The sequence below is a fragment of the Amycolatopsis sp. MEPSY49 genome (assembly GCF_051337345.1).
Classification (GTDB): domain Bacteria; phylum Actinomycetota; class Actinomycetes; order Mycobacteriales; family Pseudonocardiaceae; genus Amycolatopsis.
Genome location: NZ_JBDLYJ010000001.1, coordinates 562,777 through 576,157, shown reverse-complemented (window position 1 = coordinate 576,157; position 13,381 = coordinate 562,777). Strand labels below are relative to the sequence as shown.

Genomic DNA, 13,381 nt, shown 5'->3' with positions numbered 1-13,381 from the left:
CCGGCCCGAGCCACCGCCGATGAGCGGTGGCCCCGAGCTGATGACGCACCACGCGTACGAAGAGCCGGTCGACGACGTCCGGCCCGACGAAGACGGCAAGCCGGTCCTCACGCCGGAACAGCGCAAGAAGCGCCGCTGGAAGATCATCCGGCGGGTCGCCTACGCGTTCGTCGGCGTGTTCTTCGTGCTCCCCGCGATCGCGTTCGTCATCACGTACTTCCTGGTCGACGTGCCGTCGCCGACCGAGGTCGCGCAGAGCCAGAGCCAGGCGGTGACCTACCTCTACGCCGACGGCTCGCCGATGGGCAAGGACGTCCCGCGCGGCGGCAACCGAGTGCTGCTGACGCCGGAGCAGATCCCCGACGTCATGAAGCACGCGGCGATCGCGACCGAGGACGACTCGTTCGAGACCAACTCCGGCTTCGACGTCGGCGGCCTGATGCGCGCGGTCTACAACCAGGCCACCGGCGGCACGGGCGGTGGTTCGACGATTTCGCAGCAGTACATCAAGAAGGCCACCGACAACGACGCCCCGACGTTGACGCGCAAGTGGACCGAGCTGGCGAAGTCCTTCAAGATGAACCAGACGTACGAGAAGAAGGACATCATCACCGCGTACCTGAACATCATCTACTTCGGGCGCGGGGCGTACGGGGTCGGCGCGGCGTCGCAGGCCTTCTTCCACAAGGACGCCAAGGACCTCACCTTCTCGGAAGCCGCGCTGCTGGCCGGGCTGATCCAGCAGCCGGGCCGGTCGGAGAACCCCAAGGTCGCGAACGACCGCTGGAACACCGCGCTCGACCGGATGGTGAAGAACAACTACATCACCGCGGCCGACCGCGCGGCGGCGCAGTTCCCGACGCCGATCCCGCTGGAAGACAGCAAGCAGCAGGCCGGCGCGCCGCCCGCGTTCGTCGTCCAGCAGGTGAAGGACGAGCTGGCCGCGCACGACATCCCGGAGGACCGCTACTACTCCGGCGGCTTCGTCGTCCAGACGACGATCGACCCGAAGGCGCAGGAAGCCGCGGAAAAGGCCGCCACCGAGGCGCTCGAGAACCAGGTCGACGACAACCTGCTCGACGCGCTGGTCGCCGTCGACCCGAAGACCGGCGGCGTGCTCGCCTACTACGGCGGCAAGCCGATCGTGCAGGTCAACGGGCAGGACCAGGCCGGGCGCGACTGGGCGAACACGCCGCAGAACCCGGGTTCGTCGATGAAGCCGTTCGACCTCACGGCGCTGCTGAAGATGGGCAAGGGCCTCGACACGACGTACGACGGCTCCAACAACCGCACCTTCGACGGCCGCGTCGTCCGCAACGCGGGTCCGGGCAGCACCTGCTCGCAGCAGTGCACGGTCTCGGAAGCGATGATGCGGTCGGCGAACACCGTGTTCTACGACATGGTCCTGAACGACACCAAGCAGGGCCCGGTCAAGGAAGCCGCGAAGGAGGCCGGCGTCAAGGTCAAGGAGGACGGCGGCCAGTCGATCATCTCCACCAAGGACAACAACATCTCCCTCGGCGGCGGCGAAACCCAGATCACGCCGCTGGACATGGCTTCGGCCTACGCGACGTTCGCCGCGAACGGCGAGCAGCGGCAGCGGCACTTCGTGCTCAAGGTGACCAACGGCCAGAACGAAGTCGCGTACGAAGCATCGACAGACGCGAAGGCGGCCTTCGACAGCGACTCGGACAAGAGCCGCCAGATCGCCGGGAACGTCACCGAGGCGCTGAAGCCGGTCGTCGACTTCTCGCACCTGAAGTGCCCGAACGGCCACGAGTGCGCCGGCAAGACCGGGACGCAGCAGCACACGAAGGTCGCGGGTGAGCCGTCGTGGGCGGCGAACGCGAACTCGCAGACGTGGATGGTCGGGTACACGCCGTCGGTCTCGGTGGCGGCGTGGGTCGGCGGCGACGGCAACAAGCCGCTGCACGGCAAGAACAACTCGCCGATCTACGGCTCGACCATCGCCGGCCCGATGTGGCAGAAGTTCCTCTCGCTGTACCTGACCGGCAAGCCGGGCGAGCGGTTCGACAAGGTCGACCGCATCGGCGGCGAGGTCCCGCCGCCGGCGACGTCCGACGTCGCCACGACGACGGACGCGACCCCGACGGGCGAGAACCAGGACAACGGCGGCGACCAGGGCGACAACGGTGGCAACAACGACGACAACGGCCACAACCAGTCGTCGTCGAAGGAGAGCACGTCCAAGCACACGAAGACGCCGACGTCGAAGGAGACACCGACGAACTCCGACGAGCCGGACAACTAGCCGGCTGAACCACGGTGGGCCGCGGTCCGTGTTCCTCCCGAGAGGACTGCGTCCGCAGCCCACCGTGGAGGACGGCCCGTGAACCACGACCGCACGTCACCCGGCCGGCAGCACGTCCCGCGTCGACGTACCCGGCGGCCGGTGCCGCGCTCCGGCCTGCTGGGCGCCGAGCCGGAGCTGATCACCCACCACGCGCACAACGGCACCGAGGACGAGCCGCCGACCGTGCCGATCCTGCGGCCGCGGCCCGGTCAGCCGCCGCGGCGGCCACGGCCGCTCACCGACCACGACCTGCGGCGCCGGCGGTGGCGGCGGGTCCGGCGGATCGCCTACGTCGCCGCCGGGCTGTTCTTCGCCGTGCCCGCGATCGCGTTCCTGATCACCTACCTCGCCGTCGACGTCCCGTCGCCGGAGACGGTCGCGCAGGCGCAGGGCCAGGCCGTGACCTACCTGTTCAGCGACGGCACCGAGATGGGCAAGGACGTGCCCAGCGGCGGCAACCGGCAGATCCTCGCGGCGAACCAGATCCCGGACGTCGTCAAGAAAGCCGTGATCGCGACCGAGGACGCGTCCTTCGAAACCAACTCCGGCTTCGACGTCGGCGGCATCCTGCGCGCGGCGTACAACCAGGTCACCGGCGGGTCCGGCGGCGGGTCGACGATTTCGCAGCAGTACATCAAGAACGCCTCCGGCGACGACGACCCGACCCTGAGCCGCAAGTGGGTCGAGCTCGCGAAGTCGTTCAAGATGAACCAGACCTACGAGAAGGCGGACATCATCACCGCCTACCTCAACATCATCTACTTCGGCCGCGGCGCCTACGGGATCCAGGCCGCCGCGCAGGCCTACTTCGGCAAGGACGTCGGGCAGCTCGACTACTCGCAGGCCGCGCTGCTGGCCGGGCTGATCCAGCAGCCGGGCCGGTCGGAAAACACCGCCGTCGCGACGAGCCGGTGGAACACCGCGCTGGACCGGATGCAGAAGAACGGCTACCTGACACCGGCCCAGCGCGCGGGCGCGAAGTTCCCCGCGCCGATCCCGCTGAAGGAGAGCCGGGAAGCCGGCGCGCTGAACCCGTTCATCAAGAAGCAGGTCAAGGCCGAGCTGGCCGCGCAGGGCATCGACGAGAAGCAGTACTACGCCGGCGGGTTCCAGGTGTTCACCACCATCGACCCGCAAGCCCAGCAGTCGGCGGAAAAAGCCGTCGCCGAGGGCATGGCCGACCAGACCGACGACCGGATCCTCAACGCGCTCGTCGCCGTCGACCCGAAGACCGGCGGCGTGCTCGCCTACTACGGCGGGGAAGCGATCGTGAAGGGCCCGAACGGCGAGGACCAGGCCGGCCGCGACTGGGCCGACGAGCCGCACAACCCGGGTTCGTCGATGAAACCGTTCGACCTGGCCGCGTTCCTCAAGCTCGGCCGCGGCCTCGACGCGCGCTTCGACGGCACGTCACCGCGGACGTTCCCCGGTGTCGACCTGCCGATCCGCAACGCGGGCGACAGCAGCAGCTGCTCGCAGCAGTGCACGGTCGCCGAAGCCATGCAGCGGTCCACCAACACCGTCTTCTACGACATGGTCCTCAACGTCACCAAGCCGTCGGGGGTGGCGGAAGCGGCGCAGGAAGCCGGGATCCGGACGTCGGAAAACGGCGGCCGCAGCAAGCTCTTCACCGGTGACAACAACATCTCCATCGGCGGTGGCGGCACCCAGGTGACGGCGGCCGACATGGCGTCGGGGTACGCGACCTTCGCCGCGGGCGGCGTCCAGCGCGACCGGCACTTCGTGCAGAAGGTGACCAACGCGAACGGCGAAACCGCTTACCAGGCCAAGGATCGCTCGGCCGACGCCTTCGCGGACAACGACCCGCAGAAGAGCGCGCAGATCGCCGGGAACGTGACGGCGGCACTGGCGCCGGTGATCCAGTTCTCGCGGCTCAGCTGCCCTGCCGGCCACGAATGCGCCGGGAAAACCGGTACGCAGCAACACACCCCGCAGAACGACGAACCCGCGTCGGCGGCGAATGCGAACTCGCAGACGTGGATGGTGGGCTACACGCCTTCGGTGTCGGCGGCGGTCTGGGTGGGCAGCGACGGCGACAAGGCGTTGCGCGGCCCGAACGGCGCACCGCTGTTCGGCTCGACGCTGGCCGGGCCGATCTGGGACCGGTTCATGCAGCTGTACCTGTCGGGCCGGCCGGGCGAGCGCTTCGACCGCGTGGCGGCGATCAGCTCGCCGCAGGACCGGGTGCAGGTCCAGCAGCCGCCGCAACAGCAACAGCCGGACCAGCGCGACCAGCGGATCCAGGTGGGACCCGGCAACCAGCAGCAGCTGGACCAGTTCCGCCAGTTCCAGCAGCGGCTGCAGGAACTCCAGGATCGGCAGCGCGGAAGGAAGAGGCCGTGACGTCGGCGCTGGGGGACACCGGCGTCACGGCCAGACCGGGGGTCAGAGCTTGATGACCGTTCCCTCGACGCCCGAGCGGTGCGCCGCCTCGATCACGCGGAGGGCTTCGACCGACGACTCCGGGTCGACGGGGAAGCTGCCTTCGCCACGCAGGGCGTCGCGTACTTCGGCGTAGAACTGCTCGTAGCGGCCCGTCTCGGTGGGGACCGTCTTGACGTCGTTGCCGACGCCGATGCGGCCCGCGTCCGACGCGGGTTCGACGGCCCAGCCGTCGTCGCCGGGGCGCATGCCCGCCTTGATCTGGGGTTCCTGCACGTCGAGGCCGTACTTGGTGAACGTCGCCTGGTCGCCGAGCACCCGGAACCGGGGGTTCAGCGTGCCGGCGAGCGCGGACGCCCACAGGTGCGACCGGACGCCGTTGGCGTGCTTGAGCGCGACGAAGACGTCGTCGTCGACCTGGACACCGGCGCGGCGGCGGTCGGTCTCCGCGTAGACCTGCGTGACCGGGCCGAACAGCTGCAGCGCCTGGTCGACGATGTGCGCGCCCAGGTCGTAGAGCAGGCCGCCGGCCTCGGCCGGGTCGCCGAACTCGCGCCAGTTGTCCTTGGGCTTGGGCACCCAGCGGTCGTAGCGGGACTCGAAGCGGAAGACCTCGCCGAGCTTGCCGGACTCGAGGACCTTCCGGACGGTGAGGAAGTCGGAGTCGAGCCGCCGGTTCTGGAAGACCGTCAGGCCGACGCCCGCCGCCTTCGCCGCGGCGACGACCTGCTCGGCCTCGAGGGCGGTCGGCGCGAACGGCTTGTCGACGACCACCGGCAGACCGGCCTCGATCGCCCGCAGCGCGAGCGGCACGTGGGTGCGGTTGGGTGTGCTGACCACGACGAGGTCGAGGTCGCCGGCCCGCTCGAACAGCGCGTCGGCGTTCGGGACGACCTCGGCGCCGGGGTGGTCGGTGCGCGCCTGGAGGGCGTTGCTCGACGTCGTGATCACCGCGGGGGTGAGCCCGGGCGTCGCCGCCACCAGCGGCGCGTGGAAGACGCGTCCGCCGATGCCGTACCCGAGGATGCCCACGCGCAAGTCAGCCATGAGCCCCATTAAACAACAGTGTTGCTTAATTGACCAGCCGTGGGAAGATCCTGTCCATGGCGGACACCGGGGTGAACCTGCGCAACGTGCGCGAGCACAACCGCGCCCTGCTGCTCACGCACATCCTGCGCGCCGGCGGCCTCAGCCGCGTCGAGCTCGCCGAACGCACCGGGCTCACCCAGCAGGCCGTCTCCAAGATCGTGCCGGAACTCCTCGACGCGGGCCTGCTGGACGAGGAACGCCAGGCGTCGACCGGCGTCGGCAAGCCCCGCACGCAGCTGACCATCCGGGCCGGCGCCCGCCACGCGCTCGGCGCGCGCCTGGACCGCGACGAGTACCGCGTGCTGCGCACCAACCTCATCGGCGAGGTCGAGGAGGCGGCGGGCGGCCCGCTCCCGGCCGGCTTCACGCCCGAGCAGGCCGTCGAAGCCATCGGGGCGACCGCGCTCGAACTCGCCGACGGCTTCGACGTGCTGGGCCTCGGCCTCGGCGCGGTCGGCCCGCTGGACCACCTCGCCGGCCTGGTCCGCGACGCGACGAACATGCCGGGCTGGCACGACGTCCCCCTGCGCGACCTGCTCGAGAAGCGCACCGGGCTGCCGGTGACGCTCGACAAGAACACCAACGCCGCGGCGTTCGCCCAGCTCTGGCCACACGGCGAGCCGACGGCGACCGCGGTGGTGCTCGTCGGCACCGGCATCGGCGTCGGCCTGCTGATCGACGGGCGGCTCTACCGCGGCCCGCGGACCAACGCGGGTGAGTTCGGGCACACCACGATCGCCTTCGACGGGCCCGTCTGCGCCTGCGGGCGACGCGGCTGCGTCGAGATCATGGCCAAGCGGGCACCCGGTACCCGGACCGCGGCGGGCTTCCTCGGGATCGGCCTCGCCGACCTCGTCCAGGTGCTCGACCTGGAGCGGATCGTGCTGGCCGGGCGCGCCGTGCGGGACGAACCGGGCACGTACCGCGACGCCGTTTCGGAACGGCTGGCGGAGCTGCTGCCGCTGCCGCAGTGGCAGCGCATCGAGGTCGTCGAAGACGCCTTCGGCGAGGAGATCGTCACGCGCGGAGCCGCCGCCGAGGTCCTGGCCTCGTACTACGCGAATCCGGCATGATCACCGGCTTCACCTCGGTGGCGGGCGCCGACCGCTAACATCCGCACTCGTGCCAGAGGAGACCACGCGCGAGCCGGAGCCCGGCCCCGTGACGCTTACCCGGGCGGAACGGGTCGTCCCGAGCTGGAACGAGCCCCTCGCGGCGGCGGTCACCAGACCCCTCGGCGGTCCGCTCGGCGAGCACGCGGCGGTCGGCAGGCACTGGTTCTGGTCACCACAGCGCGTCGGCCTGCTGCTGGCCACGCTCGCCCTGATGCTCTGCTGGCTCGGCAAGGGCTCCTGCATCCAGCAGTACCAGGACTCCAGCGGCGCCACCCAGCTCGACTGGCGGGCGGGCCGCCCGTTCGTCGCGATGTGCTACTCCGACATCGTGCCGCTCTACAGCTCCGAGCGGCTCGACCGGCCGGGCACCTTCCCGTACTACACGTCGTGGAAGGAAAGCTCGCAGACCGCGGAGAACGACACCCGGTACATGGAGTACCCGGTGTTCACCGGCCTCTTCCAGTGGGCGAACGCGAAGCTCGCGGCGGGCTGGCTGAACGTCGCCGAGAGCGGCTGGCTGCCCGGCGCGCTGCCGGTCGCCGTCTACTTCGACCTGACGGCGTTGTTCCTGGCGCTGGCCTGGCTGGTCACCGTGTGGGCGACCGGCCGCACGGTGAAACGCCGGCCGTGGGACATGGTGCTGGTGGCGGTCTCGCCGCTGGTGCTGGTGCACGCGTTCACGAACTTCGACGCGATCGCGACCGCGTTCACCGCGACCGGCCTGCTCGCCTGGGCGCGCAAGAAACCGCTGCTCGCCGGGCTCCTGCTCGGCCTGGGCGCGACAGCCAAGCTCTACCCGCTGTTCCTGCTCGGCGTGCTGTTCTTCCTGTGCCTGCGTGCCGGGAAGCTCACGCCGTTCTGGAAGACCGCGGCCGCCACCGTCGTGACGTGGCTGGCGGTGAACGCGCCGTTCATCCTGACCGCGACCCGCGGCTGGTGGGAGTTCTTCCGGCTCAACGCGCTGCGGCCGATGGACCCGGACTCGCTCTACAACGTCATCTCGTACACGACGGGCTGGGCCGGCTTCGACGGCGTGCTGCAGAAGAACCAGACTCCGACGTACCTCAACCTGACGGTCGCCGTGCTGTTCCTGGCCTGCTGCGCGGGCATCGCGTACCTCGCGCTCGCCGCGCCCAGGCGGCCGCGCGTCGGCCAGCTCGCGTTCCTCGTCGTGGCCGCGTTCCTGCTGACGAACAAGGTGTGGAGCCCGCAGTACTCGCTGTGGCTGGTGCCGCTGGCCGTGCTGGCGATCCCGCGCTGGCGGCTGCTGCTCGGCTGGATGCTGCTCGACGCCCTGGTCTGGGTGCCGCGGATGTTCTACTACCTCGGCGTCGACCACAAGGGCCTGCCCGAGGGCTGGTTCCTCGGCACGGTCGTGCTCCGCGACCTCGCCGTCGCCGCGCTGTGCGTGCTGGTCGTGCGCGAGATCTACCGGCCGGGCACCGACCTGGTCCGGGCCGCGGGCGACGACGACCCGGCGGGCGGCTTCCTCGACGGCGCCCGGGACGCGGTCGTCCCGAACGCCGTCCGGCGCCGCCGCAAGGCCGTGGCGGCCTAACCCAGCTGTTCGCGCAGGTAGGCGATGTCGGTCGCCTGGCCGTCGGCCGGGGTTTCGACGACGACCGGCGCGCCGGCGGCCCTGGCCACGCCGACCAGCACCTCGGGGTCGATCGTGCCTTCGCCCTCGACGACGTTGGCGTGCCGGTCGCGGGTCGAGCCGAACTCGTCGCGGGAGTTGTTCAGGTGCACCAGGTCGATCCGGCCGGTGATGGCCTTGACCTTCTCGACGGCGGTCGCGAGGTCCCAGCCCGCGGCGTACGCGTGGCAGGTGTCCAGGCAGAACCCGGCGCCGAACTCGCCGACCTTGTCCCAGAGCCGGGCGATGACGTCGAGGTCGCGGGTGATCGCGTTCTCGCCGCCGGCGGTGTTCTCGATCAGGATCGGGACCTTGAAGCCGCCCTTCTCCTGCTCGCGCTCGAAGAGCTTGCGCCAGTTGTCCAGCCCGGTCTCGACGTCGTCGTTCGCACCGACGTGGCCGCCGTGCACGATCAGGCCCTTCGCGCCGATCGCCGCCGCGCCGTCCGCGTGCTGCGTGACGTTCTTACGGGATGGGATCCGGATCTTGTTGTTCAGCGAAGCCACGTTGATGAGGTAGGGAGAGTGGATGAACACTTCGACGGGGTCGGCCGCGATGGCCTCGCCGTGGGGGTGTGGCTTCGGGGCCTTCCAGCCCTGCGGGTCGGAGAGGAAGAACTGGACGACGTCGGCTTTGCGCTCGGCGACCGCGGTCAACGGGTCGTCGTCACGGACATGGGCACCGATCAGCATGCCGAGCACGCTACTCCGGGTACTTCTTTCCCCTGTGGGACCGGTTGGTGACGCTCGTGGAGTACCGTGAGCGCGTTCCGTGATCCAGATTGGTCCGACTGCCGGAGGGCATCGATGGGGAAGCAGTTCACCCGGATCACCGCACTGGGATTCACCCTCGCCGCTTCGGCCGCGCTGTTCGCGCCGGGGGTCGCGAGCGCGGACACCAGCCCGACTCTCGGCGGCGACTGCCCGGCCACCCTGCAGAACGGCGAGGCCCGCGACGCGAAGACCGGCCTCCTGCTGGACGCCGGCGCCCCGCTGAACGCCCCCGACCGGCTGACCGTCGGGCTCGACTCGACGTCCCGGAACACGAACGGCTCTACCCCGCTGCTCACCCTGCCCGTGGGCGACACCGTGCGGGCGCTCGGCATCGGCGACGTGCCGGTGGTCGGCGACGCGGCCGCCAAGGTCGTCTGCCCGACCGCGCAGACCGTCGTGAACACCGTCGGCGGCGTGACGCAGGGCGTCGCCGACGAGCTGCCCCCGCTGCCGCTCCCGCCGGGCCCGAACCCGCCCGCGCCGCCCGCACCCCCGGCCCCGCCCGGCCCGACACCGCCGGGGCAGAACCCGCCCGGCGACAGCACCGGCCCGGTGACCACCGGCCCCGGCAACGCGGGCCTGCCCGGCGACGCGATCTCGGGCATCTTCAGCAACGCCTCGCTGCTGCCCGGCAGCCTGGTGCAGGCGCCGGTGATCGCGCAGATCATCCCCGGCCAGCAGGTCCCGACGGTCGACGAGCAGAAGTCCGGCACGGCCGAGGCGCTGCCCGGCGTCACGCCGCCGGCGAAGCTGCCGATGTTGCTCGCCGTGCTGGCCCTGGCGATCGTCGCCGCGGCCCTCGTCCGGGCGTGGATCCGCCGCAAGCCCGCCTGAATTCACCGACGGTGACGTCCGCTACCACTCGAATGCCGGACATTTCTGAGCGAGCGGGCGTCACCGTGCTGCCTTAACGTCGTTGTTCCGGGGAGAAGCGACGAGGTAAGGGGCGGCGAGCATGCAGGATCGGACACGGAGGGCAACGGCGGTCGGAGCGACGGCGTTCGTGCTCGCGGGTTCGGCCGTGCTCGGCATGCCCGGCACCGCCTCCGCCGAGACGATCACGGCCAAGTGCGGCGACACGGTCACCGCGAAGCCCGGTGACGTCATTTCCACACCGTTCGGCTTGAAGACGGTCACCGACGGGTTGACCAGCCTGGTCGGCGGGCTGCTCGGCGGACTTTGCAAGGTCACCGTGAACATCGTGGACACGGTCGTCGCTCCCGTTCCCGTCGTGGGCGCGCCCGCGGCGAGCGCCGTGAACGGCGCGGTCGCCGGCACCACCAACGGCATCACCAAGGCGACCGGCGATGTCGGCGGCGCGCTGAGCGGCGGCCAGCCCGCACCCCAGCAGCCCGGCGGCAACCCGCAGCAACCGCCGTCCGGTGGGACCGGCGGCGCACCGCAGGGCGGGACCCCGCAGGGCTCCGGCGGCATCCCGGAAGCGAACAGCCCCCTGCTCCCCGGCTTCTCCGGCGGCGGCGCGAGCCCGGCGTTCGGCGGCTTCCCGTTCGCCATCGGCACCGGCTACGCGCCGATGCGGGACTACAGTGGCATCCCGTTCGCGACGGCCGGGCTCTTCACGCCGTCGCCCGCCCTCCGGTACGGCAGCCAGATCCCGGGTTACGCGCCGCAGTACGGGCTCAACGGGCCCGACCAGGCCGCGGCGGGCAACTCCGGCGTCCAGACGGCGGGTCAGGCCGAAGCGCTACCGTCGGTGTCCGACGGTTTCACGGACGGGTCGAATCTGCCCCTGTTGATCGCGGTGCTGGCACTCTCCGGAGTCAGCGCGGGCCTCGTGCGGACCTGGGTGCTCCGCCGAATGGCCGCTGCGAATTGACCCGACTGCCGAGTATCTTTCGCGTATCTCCTTCGTTGATCCTGTTGCCTGGAACGACGCCCCCGTAAAGCTCTGGAGGACATGCACGTGCGGAAGATCCTGACCGCCACCGCCCTCGCCGCGTTTCTGGCCGGCGGCGCATTCCTCGCCACAGGCACCGCTTCCGCCGCGACGACGCTCGCGGGCACCTGTTCGGGTGCGGTCAACGGCAGCATGGGCGACACCGTCGCGATCCAGGGCTCCTCGGTGAAGGAACTGGTCCGCAAGGGCGCGCAGGACTACGTGAACAGCCACCTGTGGACCGCGCTCTCGGTGTGGCCGAACTCCCTCGCCGACACGATCGCCGCCAAGGGCGCGCTGCCGGTCGGCCAGGTGCCGAACGCGGCGGGCGGCACGATCGCCGGCTCGGCGATCGGCGGCGTCGTCGCGACCGCGCTCAAGGGCGCCAACGGCCTCGGCGTGCTGGACAGCACCAAGAACGAGGTCCTCAGCTCGATCTCCGCGCACGTCGCCCAGGGCTGCGGCCTGACGACGGTCGCCACGAACTACGTCGCGCCGGGCCAGCCGGGCGCCGGCACCGCGCCGGGCGGCACCGCGACCACCCCGGGCGGCACGACCGGCAACCTCTCCAACCTCAACCCCGGCACCGCGGGCGGCACGGGCGGCAGCGCGCCGATGCGCGACTACAGCGGCATCCCCACGGCGACCGCCGGCACGGCCGTCGCCCCGGGCGTGCGGTACCCCGCGAACGGGACGCTCCCCGGTGACGCGTCCGCCCCGCAGGCGGGTCAGGGCGACCAGAGCGGCCAGAGCGCCGGCATCCGGGACGCGGGCAACGCGCAGTCGCTCGCTTCGAACGGCGCGTCGAACGACGTTCAGCTGCCGATGCTGCTCGCGGTGATCGTGCTGGCCGGCGTCACGGCCGGGCTCGTCCGCACGTGGGTCCTGCGCCGCGCGAGCTGACCCCGGCGTCCGGCCCCGAAGGCACCCCCAGGTAGCCTTACCTGGACAAACCCTCCTGCCACGGACAGTCCGTGGCCGCGAGCCCATAGGAGGTGAGTGGTTGTGTCACGCCATTACGAGGTAATGGTCATCCTGGACCCCACGCTCGACGAGCGTACGGTCGCCCCGACCCTCGACACGTTCCTCAACGTCATCCGCACTTCGGGCGGAAGCGTCGAGAAGGTCGACGTCTGGGGCCGCCGTCGCCTCTCGTACGAGATCAAGAAGCACGCCGAGGGCATCTACGCGCTGCTCGACCTGAACTCCTCGGCCGACGCGGTCAAGGAGCTCGACCGGCAGCTGTCGCTGCAGGAGACCGTGCTCCGCACCAAGGTCATGCGTCGCGAGGTCAAGCGCGCCGCGGCCAAGCCCGCTGCCGCCAAGGCCTGAGCCCGAGGGGAACCCCGATGGCTGGAGACACCGTCATCACGGTGGTCGGCAACCTGACGTCCGACCCGGAACTGCGCTTCACCCCGTCCGGTGCGGCGGTCGCGAACTTCACCGTCGCGTCCACCCCGCGCACGCTCGACCGGCAGTCCGGCGAGTGGAAGGACGGCGAGGCGCTGTTCCTGCGCTGCAACATCTGGCGCCAGGCGGCGGAGAACGTCGCCGAGTCCCTGACCCGCGGCGCCCGCGTCGTCGTGCAGGGCCGCCTGAAGCAGCGGTCGTTCGAGACGAAGGAAGGCGAGAAGCGCACCGTCGTCGAGCTCGAGGTCGACGAGATCGGGCCCTCGCTGCGCTACGCCACGGCCAAGGTCAACAAGGTCAGCCGCGGTGGCGGCGGCGGTGACTTCGGCGGCGGCGGTGGCGGCGGCAACCGCGGTGGCGGTGGCGGCGCGCCCGCCGACGACCCGTGGGGTTCGGCCCCGCCGGCCGGTGGCGGCGGCGGTGGCGGCTTCTCGGACGAGCCCCCGTTCTGATCTCGTACACATCCACAAAGATTTGAATTACCAGGAGTAGACAGTGGCCAAGCCACCCATCCGCAAGCCCAAGAAGAAGGTCTGCGTGTTCTGCAAGGCCGAGAAGAAGGGCCGCCCGGAACTGATCGACTACAAGGACACCAACCTGCTGCGGAAGTACATCTCCGACCGCGGCAAGATCCGTGCCCGTCGCGTCACCGGCAACTGCAGCCAGCACCAGCGTGACATCGCCATCGCGGTCAAGAACTCCCGCGAGATGGCGCTGCTGCCCTACACCTCGACCGCGCGCTAA

The 13,381-nt window shown here is 70.7% G+C and carries 12 protein-coding genes; 10 read left to right on the top strand and 2 right to left on the bottom strand.

Features of this window, described 5'->3' with window-relative positions; translation table 11 throughout:
• Window positions 1-19: 19 nt before the first annotated feature.
• Both ABFJ78_RS02895 and ABFJ78_RS02890 read left to right on the top strand, forming a co-directional pair.
• On the top strand, window positions 20-2,272 hold the full coding sequence (locus tag ABFJ78_RS02895) for a transglycosylase domain-containing protein (RefSeq protein WP_436384020.1): 2,253 nt from the start codon (window positions 20-22) through the stop codon (window positions 2,270-2,272).
• A 78-nt stretch (window positions 2,273-2,350) separates the two neighbouring features.
• Window positions 2,351-4,678, top strand: a complete 2,328-nt coding sequence (locus ABFJ78_RS02890) for a transglycosylase domain-containing protein (protein ID WP_436384019.1) — start codon at window positions 2,351-2,353, stop codon at window positions 4,676-4,678.
• A gap of 42 nt (window positions 4,679-4,720) precedes the next feature.
• Here the strand turns inward: ABFJ78_RS02890 and ABFJ78_RS02885 are convergent, their stop codons facing one another.
• Window positions 4,721-5,764 carry a Gfo/Idh/MocA family oxidoreductase gene (locus tag ABFJ78_RS02885; RefSeq protein ID WP_436384018.1) on the bottom strand — a complete coding sequence of 348 codons (1,044 nt, stop codon included), beginning with the start codon at window positions 5,762-5,764 and terminating at the stop codon, window positions 4,721-4,723.
• 29 nt (window positions 5,765-5,793) lie between these two features.
• On the opposite strand from ABFJ78_RS02885, the gene ABFJ78_RS02880 reads away from it, so the two are divergent.
• Complete coding sequence (locus tag ABFJ78_RS02880; protein ID WP_436384016.1) at window positions 5,794-6,879, top strand: ROK family protein; 1,086 nt, start codon at window positions 5,794-5,796, stop codon at window positions 6,877-6,879.
• A gap of 49 nt (window positions 6,880-6,928) precedes the next feature.
• Window positions 6,929-8,479, top strand: coding sequence for a glycosyltransferase family 87 protein (locus tag ABFJ78_RS02875; protein ID WP_436384015.1), 1,551 nt, complete (start codon window positions 6,929-6,931; stop codon window positions 8,477-8,479).
• Here ABFJ78_RS02875 and ABFJ78_RS02870 read toward each other — a convergent pair.
• Window positions 8,476-9,249 (bottom strand): deoxyribonuclease IV, encoded by a 774-nt coding sequence (locus ABFJ78_RS02870; RefSeq protein WP_436384014.1) that lies wholly within the window; start codon window positions 9,247-9,249, stop codon window positions 8,476-8,478. The genes ABFJ78_RS02875 and ABFJ78_RS02870 overlap by 4 nt on opposite strands.
• Window positions 9,250-9,363: 114 nt before the next feature.
• Between ABFJ78_RS02870 and ABFJ78_RS02865 the strand changes: the two genes are divergently transcribed.
• The 6 genes from ABFJ78_RS02865 (at window position 9,364) to rpsR (ending at window position 13,381) form a co-directional block, all read left to right on the top strand.
• The gene (locus ABFJ78_RS02865; protein WP_436384013.1) at window positions 9,364-10,164 is read left to right on the top strand and encodes a hypothetical protein; all 801 of its coding nucleotides are present in this window, start codon (window positions 9,364-9,366) and stop codon (window positions 10,162-10,164) included.
• Between the two features lie 121 nt (window positions 10,165-10,285).
• The gene (locus tag ABFJ78_RS02860) at window positions 10,286-11,167 is read left to right on the top strand and encodes a hypothetical protein (RefSeq protein WP_436384012.1); all 882 of its coding nucleotides are present in this window, start codon (window positions 10,286-10,288) and stop codon (window positions 11,165-11,167) included.
• Between the two features lie 81 nt (window positions 11,168-11,248).
• Window positions 11,249-12,130, top strand: coding sequence for a hypothetical protein (locus ABFJ78_RS02855; protein WP_436384011.1), 882 nt, complete (start codon window positions 11,249-11,251; stop codon window positions 12,128-12,130).
• 102 nt (window positions 12,131-12,232) lie between these two features.
• Window positions 12,233-12,559 carry a 30S ribosomal protein S6 gene (rpsF, locus tag ABFJ78_RS02850; protein WP_436384010.1) on the top strand — a complete coding sequence of 109 codons (327 nt, stop codon included), beginning with the start codon at window positions 12,233-12,235 and terminating at the stop codon, window positions 12,557-12,559.
• 17 nt (window positions 12,560-12,576) lie between these two features.
• Entirely contained in the window at window positions 12,577-13,089 is a 513-nt protein-coding gene (locus ABFJ78_RS02845; protein ID WP_400897250.1) for a single-stranded DNA-binding protein, read from the top strand.
• 43 nt (window positions 13,090-13,132) lie between these two features.
• Entirely contained in the window at window positions 13,133-13,381 is a 249-nt protein-coding gene (gene rpsR, locus ABFJ78_RS02840) for a 30S ribosomal protein S18 (RefSeq protein ID WP_003098744.1), read from the top strand.